We start from the raw sequence: 22181 nt of genomic DNA, 5'->3' as shown, positions 1-22181 counted from the left end.
TTATAAGATCATTTCATACGGGTTTTCAAGAATGCGTTTTACTTCAGCCAAAAATTCTGCAGCAGGTGCTCCATCTATTACACGGTGATCAAAAGACAGGCTGGCTGTCATCATCGGCCGAATGACGATTTCCCCGTTGACTACTACAGTTTTTTCTTGGGTTCTACCAACACCTAAAATGGCTATTTCCGGCTGATTAATAATCGGTGTAAATACATCTATCGGATACATGCCGAGATTGCTGATCGTAAAGGTAGAGCCTTTAAGCTCGTCAGGCCGGAGTTTTTGTTCCCTTGCACGTTTGCTTAAATCTTTTGCTTCTGCACAAATAGCGGCCAATCCTTTCTGCTCAACTTGTTTAATTACCGGCACCATTAAACCGTCTTTTACCGCAACTGCCACTCCAACATTAACTTCATTTTTATAAATGATTTCATCATGCTCCAAATGAACGTTCACTTCAGGGAATCGTGATAAAGCTGTACCGACTGCTTTGATAATAATGTCTGTATAAGTTAAACGGAATCCAGTTTGTTTTTCGACAACCGGAAGAAGCGCTGTTCTCATTTCGATTGCTTTTGTCATATCAATATCGCTGGCCAATGTAACATGTGGAGCAGTAAATGCGCTTTGCACCATTCTGTCGGCAACCACTTTCCGCAATCCGGATAGTTTCTTCCGGACTTCAGGCTGCTGAGCTTTCTGACTTGATGCTTGAATGGCGTTGATAACATCCTGTTTCATCACCTTGCCTCCTGCACCTGAGCCTTGAAGCGCCTTCAAGTCTATATTCTCATGCTCTGCAATTTTTCTTGCTAGCGGCGATGCTTTCGGTTGTGCCTTTTCTGTTTCTAAATATTGCTTCACATCTTTAAGGTGTATGCGTCCTTTTGGCCCGCTTCCTACAATGTTTCGAAGATCCACTTGCGCTTCTTTTGCTAAACGTCTTGCGGCAGGTGTGGCTCGTACCTTACCATTCTCATTGCTTTTTACTTCGACAGCGTCTTCGTTTGTTTCAGACTGTTCAGTCTTTTCAACGGATTGTTCGTTTGATTCCTCTGATAAAGCCGGCGGCTCGTCAGGAACCTTTTCCCCCGGTTCGCCGATATATCCGATCACTTGATTGACCGGAATTTGGTCATCCGGTTGGAAATATTTTTTCAACAATATTCCTCTGTCATATGCCTCAACTTCAATATTGATTTTATCGGTCATTATCTCAAATAACGGTTCGCCGATATCAACGGACTCTCCTTCTTCTTTAAACCATTGAAGGAGTGTGCCGACTTCCATCGTACTGCTCAGCTTCGGCATAAAAATTTCTTTTGCCATCGGTTCTCCCCCCTTTTTATTTAAATTGAACCGTTTCTTTTACTGCTTTTATAATATCCGGTACTTGCGGGACAGCTGCTTTTTCTAGATTCGGATTATAAGGAATAGGGACAGGCAGCCCGCCAAGACGTTTGATTGGGGCATCGAGATAATCGAAGGCCTCGCTCTCTGCAATGACACTAGCGATTTCACCGCCATATCCTCCGCGTTTTACAGCTTCATGGACGACTACAACTCTACCTGTCTTTTTCACAGATTCGACGATCGTTTCTTCATCCAGCGGGACAAGCGTTCTTGGATCGACAATTTCGACGTCAATTCCTTCTTTTTCAAGCTCTTTTGCCGCTTCTAATGCTTTATGCACCATAATCGCTGTTGCAACAATCGTCACATCTTTGCCTTCCCGTTTAATATCCGCTTTTCCTAATGGAATCGAGTATTGTTCTTCTGGAACGTGGCTTTTTGTTTTGTAAAGGAGTTTGTGTTCGTAGAAAATAACTGGATTATCATCGTCAATCGCCGCTTTTAATAATCCTTTTGCATCGTAAGCTGTTGACGGCTGTACGACCTTCAGCCCCGGAATATGCGCCATCCAAGCTTCCAAACTTTGAGAATGCTGGGCAGCTGCGCCTGTACCTGATCCGGCAGGAGTTCTTACAACCATCGGAACTTTCCCTTTCCCTCCAAACATGTACCGGAGCTTTGCAGCTTGGTTCACAAGCTGATCCATAGCGATTGTGATGAAATCTGAAAATTGAAGCTCCAAAATCGGCCGCATGCCTGTCAGTGCTGATCCGATCGCCGCACCAGCGATTGCCGCTTCAGAAATTGGCGTATTTCTCACACGTTCCGGTCCAAATTCCTCGATCATCCCCCGCGTGACACCAAATGCACCGCCGTAAACCCCGATATCCTCGCCTAATATATAAACATCTTCATTTTTTCTCATTTCTTGACTCATTGCTTCTCGAACTGCTTCTAAATAAGTGATCTCTCTCATCGCTTTTCCCCTCCTTAAATTTACGCATAAACGTCTTCAAGCAATGTATCAACAGACGGTTCTGGACTGTTTTCCGCAAATGTAACAGCGTCTTCAATTTCCTGGAAAGCTTCTTCTCTCAGCTGTTCAGCCTTTTCTTCTGTTAATACTCCTTTTTCAAGCAAGTACTCTTTAAACCGTTTGATCGGATCTTTTTTTCTCCACTCTTGCTCTTCTTCACGAGTGCGGTATTTTTTGGCATCGCTTTTTGAGTGGCCTTTCCATCGGTATGTTTTTGCTTCAATCAGCACAGGACCTTTCCCTGATCTGGCATGTTCAACCGCTTCATGAACAGTATTCATCACTTCAAGCATGTCGTTCCCATCGATTACTTTTCCTGGAATACCGTATGCTTGTGCACGATCCGCTATATTTTCAATATTGAACATTTCTTTCACAGATCCGCTCATTCCGTATTGGTTGTTCTCACAAAAGAACACAACTGGAAGATCCCAAATGGAAGCAAGGTTTAGCGATTCATGGAAGCTTCCTTCATTTGCTGCACCATCTCCGAAGAAGCACAATACAACATATCCTTCATTTTTCATCTTTGAAGTTAATGCCGCACCGACTGCCAGTGGTATGCCGCCGCCGACAATTCCATTTGCCCCTAGGTTTCCTTTCTCCACATCTGCAATGTGCATGGAACCGCCTTTCCCTTTACAGTATCCGGTCACTTTGCCAAACAGTTCGGCCATCATTCTATCGACTGTTGCACCTTTAGCAATGCAATGGCCGTGACCCCTGTGCGTGCTGGTAATTTTATCTTTCTCTTGCAAAACGGCAATTGATCCTGCTGCTGTTGCTTCTTGTCCTACACAAAGGTGAGTCGTTCCATGAATCATCCCTTTTGCAAAAAATTGGTCGACTTTTTCATCAAAATATCGAATCAGCCACATTTGTTTATACAATTCAACTAATCTTTCATCCGTTATAAATGCTGGAAGTGCATGATTACTCATTTCTTCCACCTCTCCTTTACATTTGTTCTTTATAGTTACTTTTGTAATAAATATAGAGTTTTTTCCGAAAATAGTCAAGGAATATCTATGAAAACTTATTTCTTTATCAGAGCCTTCAAGTAGTGAAAGTGTTTAAGCTTCTTTCCTTTTGAGAAACTAAAGATCGTCTAGCTTCCAACCATGTATTATGCAAAAAAATGACTGCCATATTTGTGTTATGGCAGCCAAGCTACTTTCAGACAAAATAGAAAGCATAAGAAATCAAGCAGAGAAAACGGTTTGCTTTTCTCTGCTTGGTTTATTTAGGGACTTATCGGACATCCCCCTGTTTACACACATGATTAACTTTTTTAAGGTCAAAGCATTTCCGCTGTTTTTTCATCTGTAATTAACACATTTATTAACTTCCCTTTTAAAACGGCTTTGATCGCATCGACTTTTTCCAGTCCTGCTGCCACTCCAATCACAAACGGAATTTCTTTTAATTTTTCAATATTAAAAGAAATGATTTTATCATTCCAAATATTTGAAGGGGCGCTTCCGTTTTCATCGATAAACTTATAGCAAATATCGCCAACAGCATCGAGTTCATTAAAATATTGTCTATACTTTTTTCCCAGCTCTGATCTCGTAATGGTTGAGTGTTTAGGTGAACCGCCGATTCCTACAAGGATGATATCCGCTTTTTCGGCAAGGTTAAAAATGCTTTGTATAGATGTTTGGGTCATAAACAATTCCTTATCTTTTTTGCTGTCAGCCATCACAGGGGCATGGAGAAGCTTATAATTTGCCTTCAATTTTTCAGCAAACATCGAAACAAGAACATTGGCATGTATATCTACCCGTTCATCCCCCATTCCTCCTACAATCGGAACAAAGGTCGTGGAGGAATAATTAAGGTTAGCTGGCATCTGCTTCGCAACAGAAAGCAATGTCGTGCCAGAAGAAACCCCGACAATTTGTCCGTCTTTCAATATCCTTAATAAATATTTGCTCGCATATTCCCCGATATTTTCCAAATCCGGTCCGTTTCCTAGATTCGGAACGCAAATGACTTCCCGAAGTCCATATTTTTTTTCAATTCTTGCTTCTATATTCATGAGAGGATGATGGGAGCCGTCATGAATTTTAATTTCAACAATTCCCAATTCTCTTGCTTTTGATAAATATTTTGAGATCAGCGACCGGCTTACACCGAACACTTTTGCGATTTCTGATTGTGTAGCTCCTTCCGCATAATACATATGAGAAATTTTCACAAGCAGCCTTCTATCTTCCAATAATTCCCCACTTCTTTCTATAAAATCTAGGTTCGTATTAAATTATAATGGTAACAGAAAGAAAATTGTTATTTTTCAAAGCGAATTTCTTTTCCAACTTCGATATGTGGGAAAGTAAAAGGCTCGACAAAAACAGCTCCTGGAAGCACATGTTCATTTGGTTTGGAAAAATAGATCGAAATATGGCCTAATTCCTTTAAATTTTTGTTTGCTGCCGAGCCGACTGCTGTGATGAAATATTCTTGATCGCCCCATATAATTTTTCCGCCCTCAACAAGCGGCTCATCCGACACATCGCCTTCAAATTCATGAATAACAGATACTTCTCTAAGCTCTTGAGGAGCATTAGGCCCAAAGAGAATTAAAACTTTTTCTTCTTCAAATGATGGGACTAGAGTACCGATTTCACGAATAATCGTTTTCGACATCTTATGATCCTCCTTGAAATCCTATTCATTATTGATACATGCCGATGCTTGCGGCATATGCGATTAAAACTGCAAGAACTCCTGTGATTAAACGGCTATACAATACAGCTGGCACACCGTATTGAATCGTTTCTGGCTTCGCTTCTCCAAGAGACAAACCGACAGGGACAAAATCCGCACCCACTTGGCCATTAATGGCAAATAGAGCCGGCAAAGCAAATTGAGGCGGAATGTTGCCCGCTGCAATTTGGCTTCCAATTAATACCCCAATGACTTGCGCAATAACAGCTCCAGGACCTAACACCGGTGACAGAATCGGGATTGTACATACGATAACGATGACGATCAATCCCCATAAAGAACTGGCAAGAGGAGAAAGAGTATTAGCGATCAAATCACCGATTCCCGTATAATTAATTATACCTATTAACATACTGACAAAAGCCATAAATGGAATAATATTTTTAATCAGCATATCAACAGAATCGCGTCCCGCCTGATAAAAAGTACCAGTTACTTTTCCTATTCCTCTTGAAAACTTCATTAATATATTTTCATTGTTTTCACGGTGTTCCTTTTTTACTTGTTCGTATTGAGCTTTAAATGCTTCCTTATCCTTCACATTGAATTTTGGACTGTCTTCTTGCTGCTCCGTTTCCGAAGCATCCGTCTGAATGTTTTGTTCTTCTGCTTCGTCCGCAAGATAAATATCCTTCACAGTAACACCCGACACAAAAATATCTTCAGTAATATGTTTTGCCAAAGGACCAGAAGGTGAAGACGGGAGAATATCAACGGTTGGGATCCTTTTCATAGGATACAAACCAATTCTGGCTGTTCCGCCGCAGTCAATCACGACACACATCATTTCATCTTCCGGAACTGAATTTTTAAAACCATCTACAGCCTCTGTACCAGTTAATTCGGCTATTCTCGCTGCCACAGGATGGATGCCGCCGCCTGTAATAGATACAACTTTTTGTTTCTTTCCTTTTGGCTCAATGCGCAAACCTTTTCCCCAGCCGCCAGAACCTTTTGCAACAAAAACAGCTCGTTTTGACATATGTTCTCCTCCTCTTTAAAATTTGAACTCGCTTTCATCTTTGTCCAAAATTTAAGATTTCGCTTCCATTCTGCGCGCCAAAAATTTTGTTATATATTCCGTAATAATTCCGCGCAATAAAATAACTACGATCCCTACGAGAAAATAACGGACAGCAAGCTCTGACATAGAATAGCCGGCTTCTTTTATTCCGTTGGCTATTCCTAAATAGACAAATAATTCTCCTGCGTTTGCATACGGGAACAACGCCGTCACCGGATGAACAAACGATACAGCTGAATCATAAAACGCCGGTTTTTGCTTTTCTGGCAAAAAGCGTCCGAACGTATAACACATCGGGTTTGTTAACAGCAATACTGATAATATCGGCATGACAGTATATCGTAACAGCATATACTTCGAAGCAAATTGTATCGCTCTATTAACCCGCTCTTCACCAATAAATTTAATAACTGCATAAGTAAATGTAAGCAAAACAACCAAAGTCGGGATAATGCCTGTAAACATACCCATAAACGTTTCTCCGCCAGCCTGGAACATTCCGATAAAATGTTCACCAATCCATTTCAACCATTCCATCTTTCACTTCTCCTTTCAGCACATTTTATATTGAAAGCTTTTTCTTTGAAATGGAAACGATAGCATTTTCGGCCGCCATTGATAAAGCCGCCAAAAATGAAGGGATTTTCCTCTTCCTTCCTGCAGCATTTTCTGTGAATTCATGGTGATCATCCAAAATTTCAGCTACATGATGGCCAATGTATTTTTCATATTTTTTAAACTTTGAGAAAACTGAAATACCTTTTAGAATATAGCAATCTTCTATAACATAATCTTTGTTCACTACAATCATTGCCATAGCGCCGGGACTAAATTTTCGCCGATTCATGCCTGAGTACAAAAAATACCCTTCTTTACCCTTGTAATGGCTTACAATTTTGTCAACATATTTTTTATAATGTCTGACTTGTATAATTGTCGCCACATATTGAATGAGCAAAATCATGGATAAAATGATTGCAAGCTTCAAAAAGAATCACCCCCTTTGCGCCGCACAAATGCATTTTTAGTTAGAAAAAAGATGATCTTGAAGAGATCTTAATTTCCAAACGGTTGTAGATGGATCTAACTCGACATCATCCAATGTTAAAAATTGACCTTGTTTAATGGAACGTTTTGCAACAATGTTTCCACTGATTAAACCGATCGGGATGTGTGAATTTTTCTTCATCTCTTGATGAGTTTCAAGCACGCCTCTTACAGAGTAGCCGCCGATGCCATCAATGGCTTCTCCTGCTTGAATATCGCGCTTGGCAACAGCGACTGTTTCTGAAACTGGCGCCCCTAATGGATGAATCGATGTATCGTGGTGCAATACTGCTTTTGCAATCGTAATAGGAGTTTCTAAACTTGCTAGATGATAAGGCCGGTAAAGAACGTAATGAGGACCTTTGCCAACTTTCAAATATCTTAATTCTGCATCTACAGGTTCTAATTCGCTTTTCACAATGACAAACACGCCCGGTGCTAATCCGTTTACATATTCAACTACTCCGAATTGACTTAAAACACCGCCGTTTTCTTGTAAATTCAACTTGTCGGCAACCGTTTCCAAATTTGCTTCCACGCCGTGCATACCAATTTTATCTGGAATGAGACCTGTAGCGTTGCTTAATAAATTCATTTCAGCCATTGTTTTTGTGCCGTCTTGGAACGCTGCAAGCATATGGGCGCTCATATGTTTTTGAGCAGCTTCTTCCTTGCATGTATCCGGATTGGCGTTTGGTATGAACGGGTTGTTTTTCCCTTTCCCAGCAACAAGCACTTCAAGACCCATTGTCTTCGCAAACTCATACAGTTCAAGCGTTGCTGCCGGTTCATCTCCCGCAGATCCTGTATAAACTAATCCGGCTGATGTAAACAAATTGTGCATAATTGATCCAATTGTAATATCTACTTCAACGTTAAGCAGTACTAAATGTTTTCTAGATCTTAATGCTTCCAGTGAAATGTTTGCACCAACTTCAGGAACCCCTGTAGCATCTACAATGACTTCTACTTCATCAGATTGAATCACTTTTCGGTAATCACTGCTGACAAGAACAGGATGTTTTTTCGTTAATTTCGATTGATAATAGCTGCTAGCTCTTTCTGCCGCTTCAATATTGACATCACAAATCCCTCTGACTTCCATGCCAGGTATGCGTGAGATTTGGGAAATCAGACCGAATCCCATTTGACCTGCACCAACAACACCTACTTTAATTGGCTGGCCGTCACGTTCCCGTGAAAGCAATTCTTGATAAATAGACATGTTTCCAGCTCCTTCTAGGCAATTTTTTTCGTCGTATGTGCACGTTTCCTGTAACATTTGTTACGACTTATAACATTTGTTAATCGTTTGTAATCATTATTATATTCCAGATGTTTAAAAAGTCAATAAATTCTTGAAAGTATTTTTCAAACTTTTTATACTTTGAAATACATATTAAAATTTGGTTATAATGATTTAAATCGTCGAAGATGTTTTATCAATTGTTGGCGTTGGAAACATTTTTATAGAAGGAAATGAATGCAGGTTTGAATAATATACTTAGTGTAGAGAAAGATCTTGGGAATTTCATCCTTCATAAAAAGAGGTGAAGAAACATGGAAATAAAAGAAATGGAAGCAACGTTGTTTTGCATTCATTGCAATGAGGAGCAAGATCATATCATTACTTACATTAACGATAAAATTTCAAGGATAGAATGTGCAAACTGCCATCACACAGTTGAAATAAAAATTGATTTATTAAACGAATTTTACCATGAGGTGTATGAAAAAATTGTTCATAAACCGGCTGAGATTACAGAGGAATACCGGAATGACCTCAGTAAATTTTTGCTTTCCCTTCCGATCCGGATCATAAAAAAGCCTTACAGCATTTATAAATATATGAAGCAGACACGAGATGTTTTTAAAACATTTAAAGAGAAGCAAAAACGGAAAAAGTAGCTTTTTTCGGCTTTCCATGCAGTTTAAATCTCCGAATCCCTTAAATGTTTACAGCCTCTTTACCTGGATTTATGCCGATTAATTGCCGGTAGTTAATAAAAAAGCAATACGGCAATTTCAACGAAATTTTTCTCCATTTTCCCCCATTTAGCTTGACGAGCAGAAAACGTTAATTTTGAATTAATAAAAAAGGGGTAGCAGCTTTTAGAAGAGAATATAATAAGTATGAATAGCCAAAGATTTATTCGGCATAAGTAGACATGGTTCGACTTAGTGATGTAAAATGATTCTGAATAGGGGAAACATGTTTTCTAGTCATTTCTTCGGAATGGAGCTTTCCCTTATTAATATTTTGTATTTTCATGCATTTGCAAATGAATTTGATTTAAAATTGGACTTTTACGTTTACTTTTTTTAATTGCGATTATGTTGTTTCTAAATAAAAACAAACATTTGGGTTAAAAGGGTTCTATACCAAATGTTGAGGTAGAAGAAATTTCTTAAAAAATAAAAAAGCATTTACGAAATGCTCTCTTTTATAATGAAAGTGGCAAAACCTCATTAAAAAGGAGACTTCGTAAATGCAAGACTATTTGCATCCCAGAGCTGATTGGATTGGAAAATGTAATGGCGTCAAAGATTGTGGAGACAGATACGCACCTTGAATTTTTCTCGAAACCAAACCTTGTTATCAACATGGCCCTCAATGCTGGAAGAGGCAAGATCCATTCATGATTATGTCTGCAGAAGATTCGAGATATCAAGTTTCGTGGAATGTATGCGTACCTCATTCTGAAAAAGCGTCGTTATAAATGTACATCTTGCGGAAAACGTTTCTTTGAATTATATGCCTTTTAGGGCGTTATCAGCGTCATACGAAATTTATCCTTCAAGCTCTTCTTATCAAAAGGAGAACGGCCAATTTTAAGGAAGTGTCTAAAGATATTGGATGATGATACTCAACGGTTATTCGATATTTTGACCGTTATGATACTTATGAAAGCCACTCATTACCACGAATTTTAGCCCTTGATGAGATCAAGTGGACAACCGAAAAAGGAACATATCAATGTGTCATTGGTGACCCTCAAGGCTACAAGGTATTGGATGTCATTCAAGACTGAAAGTTGGTCCAAGTTAAAAGATTATTTTCGCTCTTTACCGATTTATCGTATTCAAATGGTAGTCATGGATATGTGGCAGCCGTATAAAATTTTGGCCCAACAACTCTTTCAAAATTCGATTATCATCGTGGATCAATTCCATTATGCGCGCCAAAACTTTTGGGCACTCGAACCAAGACAAAGATCGAAACTCGATGAAAAAGTTGCGGTTTCTCTTCCATAAATCGAAAAAAAAGCTCATCACACGTAAACAGGAACTCTCAATATTATTTAGAGTTGCCCCCGATTTAAGGAAAGCTTACCAAGTGATAGAAGTCTTTAAAAAATAGATGACACAAAATAATGAGCGAAATGCAAGGTCAAACTTAGAACTGCTGTATTAAGCTATTGATAAATCGGGACTGAATGAGAAACGAATCTTTAAAAGCTGGGAAAAAGAAATTATCCATTCATTTATTTATCCCTACACCAACGGTTATTTAGAAGGGATTGACAATAAAATTAAAGTGATGAAACGAATTTCTTATGGTATTCGCAACTTTGATCGACTCAGAAATAAGATATTATGCTCACTTATCTAACTTTCATACATATAAAAGAGGTGCTCTTCACATCAAGTACACCCAATAATTGACATAGAACCGTTAAAGGAAGGTGAAATGATCATGATGATTGGTGATCGCATAAAGCAGCTTAGAAAAAACAAAGGTCTTACGCTATCTGAACTGGCTGAACAAGCAGGGGTGGCAAAATCTTATTTAAGTTCTATCGAACGGAATCTTCAATCAAACCCCTCTGTCCATTTCTTGGAAAAAATATCATCCGTTTTAGATGTTCCTGTTAATACATTAATAAATGGGGAAAATGAAGAAAATACGAATGTTCTTGATCCTGAATGGATGTTATTAGTACAGGAAGCAATGAATTCCGGAGTATCGAAAGAAGAATTCCGTCAGTTTTTAGAATTTACAAAAAAATGGAAATTACAGGAAAAGAAAGATCTAAATGTTAACTAAAATTTTTATATTTGTTTAGAAAAATGAACCTCTCTTCGGTTATGATTTTTTTGCTTATATTCCGCAAGGGCGGCAGAATATTTTAATACATTGCGACAGAATATTCCTTCCATGGAAGTAAGATCAGAACGACATGATGGGCACAACCATTTTCTTTCAGAGCAGCTGCTATATGAAAAACGCAGACAATTAGGACAATATTTTTTGTACACCGCTTCCTCCAAGCGCTTCATAACTCATGAAGCTGATCTTTATGTTTATTTCGTTTTTGAAAGAAAAAAATGGCTCCCATCGCGAAAAACATTATCCCAACAAGAATAAATGCATAAAAGTTTGTCGCAGTATTTGGCAAAAGTAAACCTTCATTATTCCCGCTGCCATACGTTTGAATACTGCCTAAAGAAGAATTTGCCTGAAAAACAATTTTAAAAGAAGTTTCTAACCCTTGATATTCATTTCCTAACTGTTCAGGAAATGTGATTAAAAATGTCAACTGGTCTTCTTTGGAACTTTGGATATTTCGCGGTGTAAAACCTTTAAAATCTTTTAACAATCCTTTAAACAAAAGATTTTTTTGACCATCTTTAACCTCTAAAGTTAAAGCATCAAATAATTTTTTTGATCCTTTTATATTTTCAATTAAAGTATTATATTGTATATCAGCATTTTCAACATTCTCGATAATGACCGTTCTTTCAGCCCAATCGCCTGGTTTCATGTTTTCTACTTGAAATAGCATATGGTTTGAATGAAGATTTTTTAAAGCGATACCTATTTGTGTTTCAGCGCTGAAATTTTGAACTTGCATTATGAGCCAGACAAATAAAAAACATATGAAACATCGTCCAATTGATTTGACCATGTATTTCCTCCATTATTGATTTTGAGAATGGTTGAAGTCTTCTTTTGCAGTTGATTGCTTCAAATTTTTATCAATTTCTGCAAGTGCCCGAAAAATGCTGATTAATGAGTAGCTGAACAGAATAATGCCTGGTATGATTAAAAGAATAACGCTTCCTTGTTTAGAATTGGCGAAATTCATAAAATAGCCAATATATGGGATGGTAATGCCTGTATATTTAGCAACAACATTTTTACTTAACACAAGTTCGGAATCTGCTTCCTCATTATTATCCCCTTTTGTCTGGTACATAACTTCATTGCCATTTTTGACAACCTTTATAATTCTATGTGTTACAAACACGTTTTCATCTGCTTGAAATGTAATGATGTCGCCTTCTTTGTATTTTTCCGTTTCTTTTTCAGGTTTTACAACGATCACGGAACCAGTCTGTATACTAGGTTCCATTGATCCTGAAAGAACAATTTTTAATTGATGTCCGAAAAATTTAGGCTCCCCGCCTGAAGCTTTTGACGAAATGACTGTGAATAACATGATGATTAATGAAGCCAGCAGCATGACCGATATCGTGTTGCTGATCCATTTAACAACTTTTTTCATTTTTTTACCCATTCCTTTCGCTTTGCTCAAGACACAAAACGTAATGAAATAATTGTAATCACTTTACTGTAAAGGTGGTTCGTTTTGCTCTAAAGCATTTGAAACTTGTTCTTGTTTTGCTGATTGCTGTTCTTTCAGGTGAATGTCATTTGATTTTGTTTCGGTTTTATTCTGTTCTATTTGTTGCGCTCCATTTTCTTTCATTTCATCTTTTGAATGATTTTCTTGATTCTCATTTTCTTTCATTAACGTTTCGTTGGATTGCTCTTTCTTTACTTCGTTTTCTTTCCCATTATTTTCCCGTATAGGTTCTTCCACTGGAAGTTGTTTTTGTTCTTGTTTCGAATGTTCGGATGGTTGAGCTGCCTTATCTTCATTAAGGTTTTGATCTGAGTCATTCGCAGGTTGATCAAGTTGTTCGTTCTTTTTGCAAATTACTTGAATGTTTTTGCTCCAAACATCATCATTTGTATTCATTAAAACGTTAAATTTATAATTTCCAGGTTTTTCGGCATTGTATGCTAATTGGAATTGACTCTTACTTTTTAATGCTGGAATCTTTCCTTGACTTATTTTTTCTCCATTCATTGGATCTCCTTGAGCAATGAAATATATTTCATAATGCAATGCTTCCGCTAAATCATCCCCTTCATTTTGAGCAACAGAAGATATTCGAACTTTCCCGCACGATTGAATGACCTTGTCTTTATCGTCCACAAAGCGCAGCAGAATGGATTTGTCCTCTTCAGGAATTGTTGCAGCAAGAAAACCGGTTATGGCTACTGTTTTATTAAAACTGGCCCCGGTGTAGGAACTAGCAAAGTTGAATGTTATGAAAAGAAAGTAACAAATTGCGACGATTTTGAACATTATTATCAAATGCATTTTCTTTTGCCCAAATTTTTTTACTCGTGAGTACCGAATTTCTCTCACCACCGTTTCAACTTTTAGCAATCAAGGGAAGTTGGCAGTTCCCCGCCTTCTCCCCTATATTGATAGCTATCTTGCTTCACCTGCTTCTTGCTTCGCGTCAAATTTCCAAGTTAGTTTTAAAGAATCGCCTTGGAAACGATTTTGATCTTGATTGTTGTCTACAAAGACGAATTTAACTTTGAACTTATCCGTTTCATTTGGATCTAAACCGCCAATATTCCACCAGAGCCATTCATCCTGCACTAAATCCGGCTTTAGATTTTTAAGCTGTGCCAACGTTTTTTCATAAACAATAACTTCCTTATTGCTCACATTCTTTAAAATTTGCACCTTAATATGATTGCCGAAATCATCGCCGTTATTGTCATTTTTCGCATCCGTTACAGTATAATCTGTCTCAAGAAGAACTTTAGAAATACCCAAACTTCCGCTGTTCTTTAATGTGAATTCACGCTCCATCCAATCCCCAGGCTTTAAGTTGTTGACATTAATAATTGTTTGCGGATCAAGAGTTAAATCTAATGTACCTGCTGCAAATGTGTTATTGGAGGTTTCAACATCATTAAAGTAGGCATATGTACCTCCCCCGATTAAAGATAAACCTAAAGCCGCAGTTGCTACACCCATTCCCAACTTTTGTTTAATACCCATTTTTTAGATCCTCCTCATAAGAAATATAATTAAGACTGCGTTCTTTATAACGAACACAACTTAAATATAATTGAACTCTATCATGTTGTAAACCCCTTTTTTAAAAATATTTTTATTTTTTTTTACAAATAAATCGTTCTTTATAATGAATTGTTAGAATAATGCAGTTATCTCTTGAATAAAACTATTAAATTAGAAGTATATCAGTAAAAGGTTATTTACTAATTTTTAAGGCTCATTTCCCATTCTGATAATCAAACAATTCAAGAAAAGGATTATAAACGCAGCTTGCGATCTAACTTTCATACGAGGCGCGTTGCAAGGGCACCTCAATAATTCACGTAGAATCTATAAAAAAAAATAGCAGCACAAACCATGGCCGTGGTCTGCACTACTATTGTTAGTATGTTTTTTCAGCCCTTTTGTTTATGGACTGCCGTTATCCGTTGATTGCTTTTCAGATTGTGATTTTCCGTTCGGATTGGTTGTGCCGGCTCCTTTTCCTGGACCATTATTACTGCTTGATCCGCTGCCATTCCCGTTGCTATTCGAGCCGCCGTTTCCACTATTATTTGATCCGTCAGTTCCGTTATTTCCTCCTGATGGTTTTTGGCCGTTTCCTTGGTCGCTGCCGTTGTTAGCTGGCGGTTGTGGTTGCGGCTGTTCATTGGCAGGAGGCTGATTTGGCTGCTCTATTTCTTTATTATCTTCAGGCTGCTCTTTGTTGTCCTCAGAATTTTCTTGCTGCTCTTTATCCATGTCATTTTGATTGTTCTCTTCTTTTGGCTCCTGATTTTCCTCTTCTTGTTTTTGCTCCTGTTCATTATCTTTTACTTGATCCTGTTTTTGATCCTCTTTTTTATCCTTTTCTTTTTGTTTTGGAATTGCTGGGATTGGAGTTCCCCTTACAAATAATTCAGTTCGGCCGCCAACCACTCTTTCGACGACGCTGTCCGGTTTTTCAAAATCAGGTGTTTCTATTTTTTCAGAAACGTGAGACATGATTTCTTTAAAAATAAGTCTTGAAATCTTCGCCTTCTCGTTTGTCACATACGTTTCCTGAGTCGTCTGGTCGTATCCCGTCCAAACCGCAGCCGCATAACGAGTCGTGTAGCCGACAAACCAGGCATCAGATGTTCCATCTCCTCGTATATTTTCCGGCAAGTTGGTTGTTCCTGTTTTTCCTGCTAGTGGAAGTCCTGGGATGTTCGCCAGTCGCCCTGTTCCTTCTTTCACGACGGTTTTCAACATATCGGTCATCATGTAGGCGGTATAGTCGCTCATCGCCTTCACCGGTTTGGAAGAAAGATCGATTTCTTTACCGTTTGGATAGACGACTTTCCTTACCGTAAAAGGCTTATGATAAACGCCCTCATTTCCAAAAGCGGCATACGCCCCAGCCAATTGAAGCGGGGACACACCTTTATTAAAGCCTCCGATCGCATATGAAGGATAGATCTGATCGAGCGGGATTCCGAGTTTTTCCGCAAATTCTTTTGCCCGGTCTTCCCCTACCTCCAAAAATGCTTTTACAGCCGGTATATTGTAAGACCATTGTAACGCTTTTCGCATCGATATACTGCCGCGATATTGACCGTCCCAGTTTTTGATTTCTTTGCCATGGATGGTGAGCGGCTCGTCAATGAACTGTTTATATGTAGACCATTTGAAATGTTCGATTCCCGGGCCGTAATCCAAGATCGGCTTAATCGTCGAACCTGGCTGTCTTTTCGTTTGTGTTGCGTAGTTAAAACCTCTTTGTACTTCTTGATCTGAGTTGCGGTTTCCGCCAATTGCCCTGACAGCGCCAGTCTGTGTATCAAGTAGCACGACTCCTGCCCGGAACTGATCGTCTGGATAATAAATGTATTGATCAGTTGTCAGCACTTTTTCTGTAAATTTTTGAGCATCCGGATCAAGGGTTGTATAAATTTTTAAACCGCCCGTATAGATATCCTTTTCCGATATTCCGGCATCAACAATATCTTTGATGACTTGATCGATAAACGCTTGATATTTCGGCCCTTCTTTTTTCTTCTTTAATAATTTCTCAACCGGGATCGCTTTCGCATCTTGCTCTTCTTTTTCGGTAATAAAGCCATGCTTCCTCATTAACGACAATACTATATTTCTTCTTTTTTCAGCTAAATCCGGATTTTTAAATGGATCGTATTCGCTCGGTCTTTGCGGCAGCCCCGCCAACAGCGCCGCTTCACTAATCGTCAGCTTTTTCACGGATTTGTTAAAATATGTTTCTGCCGCTGTCGCAACCCCGTATGCTCCTTGACCGAAATACACTTTATTTAAATACATTTCAAGAATGTCTTCTTTTGAGTAGCGTCGTTCCAACTGAACAGCCAAGTAAGCTTCTTGTATTTTTCGCTTGAGCGTTTTTTCAGGCGTTAAGAATGAATTTTTGACTACCTGCTGGGTAATCGTACTTCCGCCTTCAGCGCCGAATCCTTCTTTTACATTCGCAACGGTTGCACCTGCGATTCGTTTAAAATCGATTCCATTATGCTCAAAAAACCGCACATCTTCTGTTGCGATAAACGCATTTTGTACATTTTTCGGTATATTTTCGATTTTGATGATTTTCCGATGTTCGCTTCCTGAAATATCTCGCACTTTTTCATTATACATATCATAAACGGTTGAGGATAACGGATCTTTCAGTAATTTCGGGTCTAGTGCAGGGGCGCTTATAATGTAAGACAATACCACGATACCGCCAGCAGTCATCATTACGATAATCGCAAGAATAAAGGCTGTCATGATTTTTATGAGCGGAGATTTTTTAGAAGCTGATTTCTTTTTTTGACGTTTCTCCATACGCGTCTGATATTGATCTCCCATTTCCGTCTCCTCCTAACCTGTATAGAAGGTAATCTATAAATAATACACGATTAAGATTATACGGATGACGAGAAGATTTTTGTGGTGGAATTTGTCGGCAACAGACAATTTTTTTTACAAAAAAATTATAACACTTATTTGAACTACTCTTAAAATAAAACACTTTTTAGAATAGTACCCCTGTTTTGAAAAAGATTTGCGAACCTTCATAACATTCCTCTTCATTTAGGAAGTGTTTTATCGAACAGATCGTAATAAGTTCCTACTAAATAGAGGAAGAATCGACCTTATCTTTGCTCCGTAAATATCTTCGAAGTTCAAGAGTATTGCTATTTACCATAAATTGTAACAGTTTTATAGCAATGAGTTTTTTCATTATTCTTTGATGAATCGAAAGAATATTATATACTAGAAACATATTTATTTTTTTACTTAAACGCAGAAAAGCGTAAAACCTGAAAAGCGATTAAGTAAAAAAGTATGCTGCCAGTTATTCTAGTATATTTTTCATAATGGACAGAAAGGCATGAACACCATGGAAAAAGATCAAACATTAAAAAAAGGGTTATTACCTCGACATGTTCAGTTTATTGCGCTAGCAGGCATGATTGGAACAGGAATTTTTAAAGGGAGCTCAGATACATTAAATATTGCCGGCCCAAGTGTTGTAATAGCTTACTTATTAGGAGGCCTTTTATTATTTATTGTCATGACGGCACTGGCTGAGATGGCGATTGTTTATCCTAACTTAAACGTTCAGCATCTTGTTTATAAAGCTTTTGGCTTCCATATATCCTTTATTGTAGGATGGCTTTATTGGATCAATTGGATTGTTGTCACCGTTGTTGAAATTTTAGCAGCAGGAAGCTTTCTGAAATATTGGTTTCCAACCGTACCGTTATGGCTTTTAAGTCTCCTTTGTATGGTTTTAATCGTTGGAATGAATTTGTTTCAAGTAAAGTACTATGGTGAAATTGAGTTTTGGTTTGCAGGAATTAAAATTTTCGCATTAATCGCTTTCATTTTATTAGGCTTTGGCATTTTGTTTGGAATTATTCCGAGCAATATTGATGATCCTTTTTCTAACTACACGGCACACGGCGGGTTCTTTCCTTATGGAATTGGAGGAATGTTAAGCGCCTTTTTAGTCGTCATGTTTTCATACGGCGGGGCTGAGTTAATCGGTGTTGCGGTCACAGAAACAAAAGATGCAGAAAAGGTTTTGCCAAAAGTCATTAAAGGAACGATGTGGAGAGTTATTCTCTTTTATATGCTTCCTATTCTTATTATTTGTGGTTTAATGCCGTGGAATCAAGTGACAGGGGAAGACAGTCCATTTGTCCAAGTATTGAGCATCACAGGTCTTCCTGGAGCCGCTCATATTATGAATTTTGTCCTTATTACTGCTGTTTTATCAGCGGCGAACTCAGGGATTTACGCAACTTCCAGAACATTATATTCCATGGCTCAAAGCGGTGAAGCGCCAAAAAGATTTTTAAAGATTTCCAAACAAGGAATACCGATCAACTGTATTACCGTTACGGCTATCTGTATTTTATTCGGGGTATTTTTAGCTTATATGACTCCAGACCGAGTCATCAGCTATTTAATGACGATACCTGGTTTTACGATTATTTTATTATGGACAAGCATTTGTCTGGCTCAGCTAAAGCTTCGTTCTCAGTATAAGGAGAAACCATATTTCCAAGTAAAATGGTTCCCATACACAACGATAGTAGCCACCGTTTCATTATTGGTCATCTTTTTCTCTTTTATCTTTAATAAGAAAAATATGATCGGTTCTACTGTTTGCCTTGTCATCTTAGCACTGCTCACCATATTTTCTTTTATGAATAAAAACAGAAAAGAAAAAAGCGATAAAAATAACAAGGATATGGTAGAAAGTCCGTAAAATAAGGACATTAAAAGACTCATTCGTAACTCTGTCAAAAAAATGCAGTGTCTTGAAAGATGCACATGATAACAAATTCTAGGGGGGCTGTCCAAAGGTAAACCTTCCCCTGTCAGACAGTTGATTATAAACGGGGGTGTCTAATAAGTCGTTTTTACGGCTTATAGACGCCCCCATTAATGTTTTAGAAACGCTGATATATCAATGCTTATGATGTTTTGTTTTCAGTGGATTTTGACTTTCTAAGACAGCCCCTACTAATCTTAGTATGTTTTTTATGATAGTTTTCCCACCGGAAGACGGGAATAGGAAACATTATGATAGGTCAAGATAACAGATTATTTTTTCAACTTCTCGGAAACAAGATATGCTACGAGCACGTATCGTTCCGGCGCGGAGCCGATAAAATGAAACGGATAACATGTACTGACAGTTAACGTAGCCCTCGGTTTCGGAACGATCACGGTCCGGTCGTCTTTATCAACGATCCGAACCTTATAGATTTTATAAGTAAATTCTCCAGCTGAAGTTGTGACGATTAACTCGTCTCCTTTTCCTACTTCCCCTAGCCTACGAAACACGGTGTCGCGATGACCGGAAAGAACCGAATTGTCTGCCTCTCCTGGCAATACGCTTCCTGCAAAATGACCGACCCCTTTTTCAAGCTCTTCTTCGTTCGTTCCATGGTATATCGGAAGTACTGCATTTAGTTTTGGAATAAACAGCTCTCCTATTTGCTCCCCAATTTTAGGTCGTGTCGGATATAAAACCTTTTCTGCCTTCGTATTTTTTTCTGGGGCCGGCTGTGCAGCTTCCGCCTTCTGTTTCGTTTCAGAATGGGTCTCAGGCAGTAGCATTCCTTTGAAAAGTTTATAGCTGTTTGCGGCTGAAAACCATAGGCCGGCTAATATAATCATTGATGCAAAGAAAAGAAGAAACAACCGCTTGTTTCGGCTGCTTCTTTTTGTAGTTTCCAGCATATTAAACCTTCCTTGCTTGCCTAAAAATTAAAAATCCCGCTAAAACAATGAACAATCCTACAATAGCATTCACGCCATAGCCGGAATCTGTTTTCGGCAATTTTGCACCTTTTACTGTTTTATGCTCATTGTCCTTTACAGCTTTTAGCTTTTTTTCTATTTTTTGCGAAACGTTTTTCTCTTGTTTCACACTTTTGGCTTCTTGAGCGCCGTGACGAATCGTTTGCCCAGTTCGATGTAACGTATCTGAATCAACGATTTCTCCGGTAATGAGGAGATCAGCCAAAAATTCTCCACTTTCACTGTATATGTTGATTTTCAATTTTGCATTGATCAATTCTTTCAAGTTAAATAGATCAAACAGCGAAAGCTCCTTTTCAGACCCATCTTTTACAAGGGAAAATGTAACTTTAATTTTAAAAATACGTTGAAAATCTTTAAAAATCGAAATTAACTCCTCGATTTGGCTCTTTGTAAGCTCTGTCGCTTCATCAAACCCTTCAAAAGCCATCATCCGATCCGCCAAGTCCAACAAAGCTATAATTGTCTCTTCTTTCATAAGATGCTCTTCAATTGATCGCAAATGGTTCTTTAACCGCTCGATTTCTTCTTTTGTCAATCCGTATTCCTGCTCAAAAACCGTTAATAAATCGTAAAGGAGCTCGTCTTCTACACCAGCATCCCATTCTTCACTTAAAAATGTTATAACATCCTCTTCCAAATCATCTAGAAAAACGTAATCCTCCAATTTTTTTCCGTGTTCTTGAAGCAGCTGGCGCAACTCCTTTTCATTTAAATCATATTCATCATAAATATAGGATAAATTGCTTAAATCCTTTTTAATAACTTCTCCTAAAAATCTTTCTAAACTTTTAACGGTTTTAAAGTCTTCCAGTTTTCTCTCATATAAACTCAAAGATCTATTAATATAGTCAATCGTCACAGGAAATCCTCTAATACTACTAATTTTCGCCAAATAGTCTTGCAAATTTTTATCAAAATTTGGATCACGCTCTATGTAAAGCATGACGGCATCATACAAATTTTCTACAAACACATACTCATCTAGATCTTCACCGTGTTCTTGAAGCAGCTGGCGCAAACTGGCTTCATTTAAATTAAATTCGTCATATATTTCGGTTAAATTGCTTAAATCTTTTTGAATGACCTCTCCTAAAAAATCACGAAGTTCTTCAACAGAATCAAAATTTTCGATCTTTTCTTCATATTGAGCTAACGAAAATTCGATATGTTCTCTTGTAACTTTGAAACCTCTTTGTTTACTTACTTCCTCTAAATATTGATTCAGTTCTTTCTCAAAAGATGCTTGTTGTGCAGCTGATGACGGCTTTGGCATCACTCCTATCCACAAAATAAAAGCTAGTAATATGAATCCCCATTTTTTCATCATAATCCTCTTTTCCTCTTTTTTTATATCTCTTGAGAAAATTATAAATAGGAATAACGAATCAATCAACAAAATTTTTACAATTTTTACAAAAATTTTTACATGCACAAAAAAAGTGGGGCTGTCTAATAAGTCGTTTTTTCGGCTTATTGACGGCCCCCTTTTATGAAATATCGATGTTAATGATTTTTGGTTTTCAATAGGGATTTGACTTTCTGGACAGCCCCGTTTAATGTTAGAAGTCGTTTTCTTCATTTTCTTCATTCAAATTTTGCAATTGCTGCAATTCTATGATTCGACTTTTATCTTTTTCAAAAAATTGAATCAGATCCCCTATTCGGTCAATAGCATCCCAGCTCAAATGGTGCTCAATTCCTTCCACGTCGCGATAGATGTTTTCTTCTTTGACGCCAATAATCCGCAAAAATTGCTCTAACAGATCATGCCGGTAGACGAGGCGTTTTCCGATTTTTTTTCCTTTCGGCGTTAAGACGAACCCTCTATATTTTTCGTAAACTAAGTAGTCATCCTTGTCGAGCTTCTGCACCATTTTTGTAACGGAAGAAGGGTGTACAGATAACGCTTCTGCTATATCCGACACTCTCGCATAGCCTTTATTTTCAATTAGCAAATATATTTGTTCAATATAGTCTTCCATACTCGGGGTTGGCATTGGTTATCCTCCATTAATATCTTCATCATACAAAGTTTACTATATAAAAGCACCATAAGACAAGC

21 protein-coding genes and 1 pseudogene are annotated in these 22181 nt (G+C 38.1%); 5 read left to right on the top strand and 17 right to left on the bottom strand.

Annotated features, from left to right (window positions below; genetic code table 11):
• From NSU19_RS03005 to NSU19_RS02965, 9 genes are all read right to left on the bottom strand, one after another.
• Complete coding sequence (locus NSU19_RS03005; protein ID WP_339198667.1) at positions 1-1332, bottom strand: dihydrolipoamide acetyltransferase family protein; 1332 nt, start codon at positions 1330-1332, stop codon at positions 1-3.
• A 16-nt stretch (positions 1333-1348) separates the two neighbouring features.
• Positions 1349-2332 carry an alpha-ketoacid dehydrogenase subunit beta gene (locus NSU19_RS03000; RefSeq protein WP_339198665.1) on the bottom strand — a complete coding sequence of 328 codons (984 nt, stop codon included), beginning with the start codon at positions 2330-2332 and terminating at the stop codon, positions 1349-1351.
• 20 nt (positions 2333-2352) lie between these two features.
• Positions 2353-3333: a pyruvate dehydrogenase (acetyl-transferring) E1 component subunit alpha gene (pdhA, locus tag NSU19_RS02995; protein ID WP_339198662.1), complete on the bottom strand. Its 981-nt coding sequence runs from the start codon at positions 3331-3333 to the stop codon at positions 2353-2355.
• A 356-nt stretch (positions 3334-3689) separates the two neighbouring features.
• Positions 3690-4613, bottom strand: coding sequence for a sugar-binding transcriptional regulator (locus tag NSU19_RS02990; protein WP_232515658.1), 924 nt, complete (start codon positions 4611-4613; stop codon positions 3690-3692).
• Positions 4614-4681: 68 nt separating this feature from the next.
• Complete coding sequence (locus tag NSU19_RS02985) at positions 4682-5041, bottom strand: PTS glucitol/sorbitol transporter subunit IIA (protein WP_063386335.1); 360 nt, start codon at positions 5039-5041, stop codon at positions 4682-4684.
• Between the two features lie 28 nt (positions 5042-5069).
• Entirely contained in the window at positions 5070-6104 is a 1035-nt protein-coding gene (locus tag NSU19_RS02980; RefSeq protein WP_327848374.1) for a PTS glucitol/sorbitol transporter subunit IIB, read from the bottom strand.
• Between the two features lie 51 nt (positions 6105-6155).
• Positions 6156-6683 carry a PTS glucitol/sorbitol transporter subunit IIC gene (locus NSU19_RS02975; RefSeq protein WP_066246929.1) on the bottom strand — a complete coding sequence of 176 codons (528 nt, stop codon included), beginning with the start codon at positions 6681-6683 and terminating at the stop codon, positions 6156-6158.
• Between the two features lie 25 nt (positions 6684-6708).
• Positions 6709-7134: a transcriptional regulator GutM gene (locus tag NSU19_RS02970; RefSeq protein WP_339198660.1), complete on the bottom strand. Its 426-nt coding sequence runs from the start codon at positions 7132-7134 to the stop codon at positions 6709-6711.
• A 36-nt stretch (positions 7135-7170) separates the two neighbouring features.
• On the bottom strand, positions 7171-8418 hold the full coding sequence (locus NSU19_RS02965; protein ID WP_094245066.1) for an SAF domain-containing protein: 1248 nt from the start codon (positions 8416-8418) through the stop codon (positions 7171-7173).
• 335 nt (positions 8419-8753) lie between these two features.
• On the opposite strand from NSU19_RS02965, the gene NSU19_RS02960 reads away from it, so the two are divergent.
• The 4 genes and pseudogenes from NSU19_RS02960 to NSU19_RS02945 all read left to right on the top strand — a co-directional run bounded on the left by NSU19_RS02960 (position 8754) and on the right by NSU19_RS02945 (position 11241).
• Positions 8754-9101, top strand: coding sequence for a hypothetical protein (locus NSU19_RS02960; protein ID WP_063386339.1), 348 nt, complete (start codon positions 8754-8756; stop codon positions 9099-9101).
• A 1107-nt stretch (positions 9102-10208) separates the two neighbouring features.
• Positions 10209-10448 (top strand): transposase, encoded by a 240-nt coding sequence (locus NSU19_RS02955; protein ID WP_158640164.1) that lies wholly within the window; start codon positions 10209-10211, stop codon positions 10446-10448.
• Positions 10449-10692: 244 nt separating this feature from the next.
• A pseudogene (locus tag NSU19_RS02950) lies at positions 10693-10806 on the top strand (transposase); the annotation flags it as partial.
• A gap of 87 nt (positions 10807-10893) precedes the next feature.
• Complete coding sequence (locus tag NSU19_RS02945; protein WP_094246424.1) at positions 10894-11241, top strand: helix-turn-helix domain-containing protein; 348 nt, start codon at positions 10894-10896, stop codon at positions 11239-11241.
• A 229-nt stretch (positions 11242-11470) separates the two neighbouring features.
• Here the strand turns inward: NSU19_RS02945 and NSU19_RS02940 are convergent, their stop codons facing one another.
• The 5 genes from NSU19_RS02940 to NSU19_RS02920 form a co-directional block, all read right to left on the bottom strand.
• The gene (locus NSU19_RS02940) at positions 11471-12103 is read right to left on the bottom strand and encodes an LPXTG cell wall anchor domain-containing protein (RefSeq protein WP_094245062.1); all 633 of its coding nucleotides are present in this window, start codon (positions 12101-12103) and stop codon (positions 11471-11473) included.
• A 12-nt stretch (positions 12104-12115) separates the two neighbouring features.
• Positions 12116-12703, bottom strand: coding sequence for a signal peptidase I (locus NSU19_RS02935; RefSeq protein ID WP_094245061.1), 588 nt, complete (start codon positions 12701-12703; stop codon positions 12116-12118).
• 63 nt (positions 12704-12766) lie between these two features.
• Positions 12767-13573 carry a hypothetical protein gene (locus tag NSU19_RS02930; protein ID WP_232515655.1) on the bottom strand — a complete coding sequence of 269 codons (807 nt, stop codon included), beginning with the start codon at positions 13571-13573 and terminating at the stop codon, positions 12767-12769.
• Positions 13574-13702: 129 nt separating this feature from the next.
• Positions 13703-14287: a CalY family protein gene (locus tag NSU19_RS02925; protein WP_094245059.1), complete on the bottom strand. Its 585-nt coding sequence runs from the start codon at positions 14285-14287 to the stop codon at positions 13703-13705.
• Between the two features lie 426 nt (positions 14288-14713).
• Positions 14714-17143 (bottom strand): PBP1A family penicillin-binding protein, encoded by a 2430-nt coding sequence (locus NSU19_RS02920; RefSeq protein WP_339198656.1) that lies wholly within the window; start codon positions 17141-17143, stop codon positions 14714-14716.
• 535 nt (positions 17144-17678) lie between these two features.
• Between NSU19_RS02920 and NSU19_RS02915 the strand changes: the two genes are divergently transcribed.
• A complete protein-coding gene (locus NSU19_RS02915) occupies positions 17679-19055 on the top strand; it encodes an amino acid permease (protein ID WP_339199949.1) in 1377 nt (458 codons plus the stop codon).
• Positions 19056-19393: 338 nt separating this feature from the next.
• On the opposite strand, the gene NSU19_RS02910 is transcribed toward NSU19_RS02915, so the two are convergent.
• The 3 genes from NSU19_RS02910 to mntR form a co-directional block, all read right to left on the bottom strand.
• A complete protein-coding gene (locus NSU19_RS02910) occupies positions 19394-20035 on the bottom strand; it encodes a class D sortase (RefSeq protein ID WP_232515652.1) in 642 nt (213 codons plus the stop codon).
• A 1-nt stretch (position 20036) separates the two neighbouring features.
• Complete coding sequence (locus tag NSU19_RS02905) at positions 20037-21446, bottom strand: processed acidic surface protein (RefSeq protein WP_339198653.1); 1410 nt, start codon at positions 21444-21446, stop codon at positions 20037-20039.
• A 232-nt stretch (positions 21447-21678) separates the two neighbouring features.
• Positions 21679-22116: a transcriptional regulator MntR gene (gene mntR, locus NSU19_RS02900; protein ID WP_063386346.1), complete on the bottom strand. Its 438-nt coding sequence runs from the start codon at positions 22114-22116 to the stop codon at positions 21679-21681.
• Between the last annotated feature and the right edge of the window lie 65 nt (positions 22117-22181).

Origin of the sequence: Aeribacillus sp. FSL k6-2211 (assembly GCF_037966125.1) — a bacterium.
Lineage (GTDB): Bacteria > Bacillota > Bacilli > Bacillales > Aeribacillaceae > Aeribacillus > Aeribacillus composti.
The sequence above is the reverse complement of the archived record's forward strand: the minus strand, read 5'-3'. Positions and strand labels throughout refer to the sequence as shown.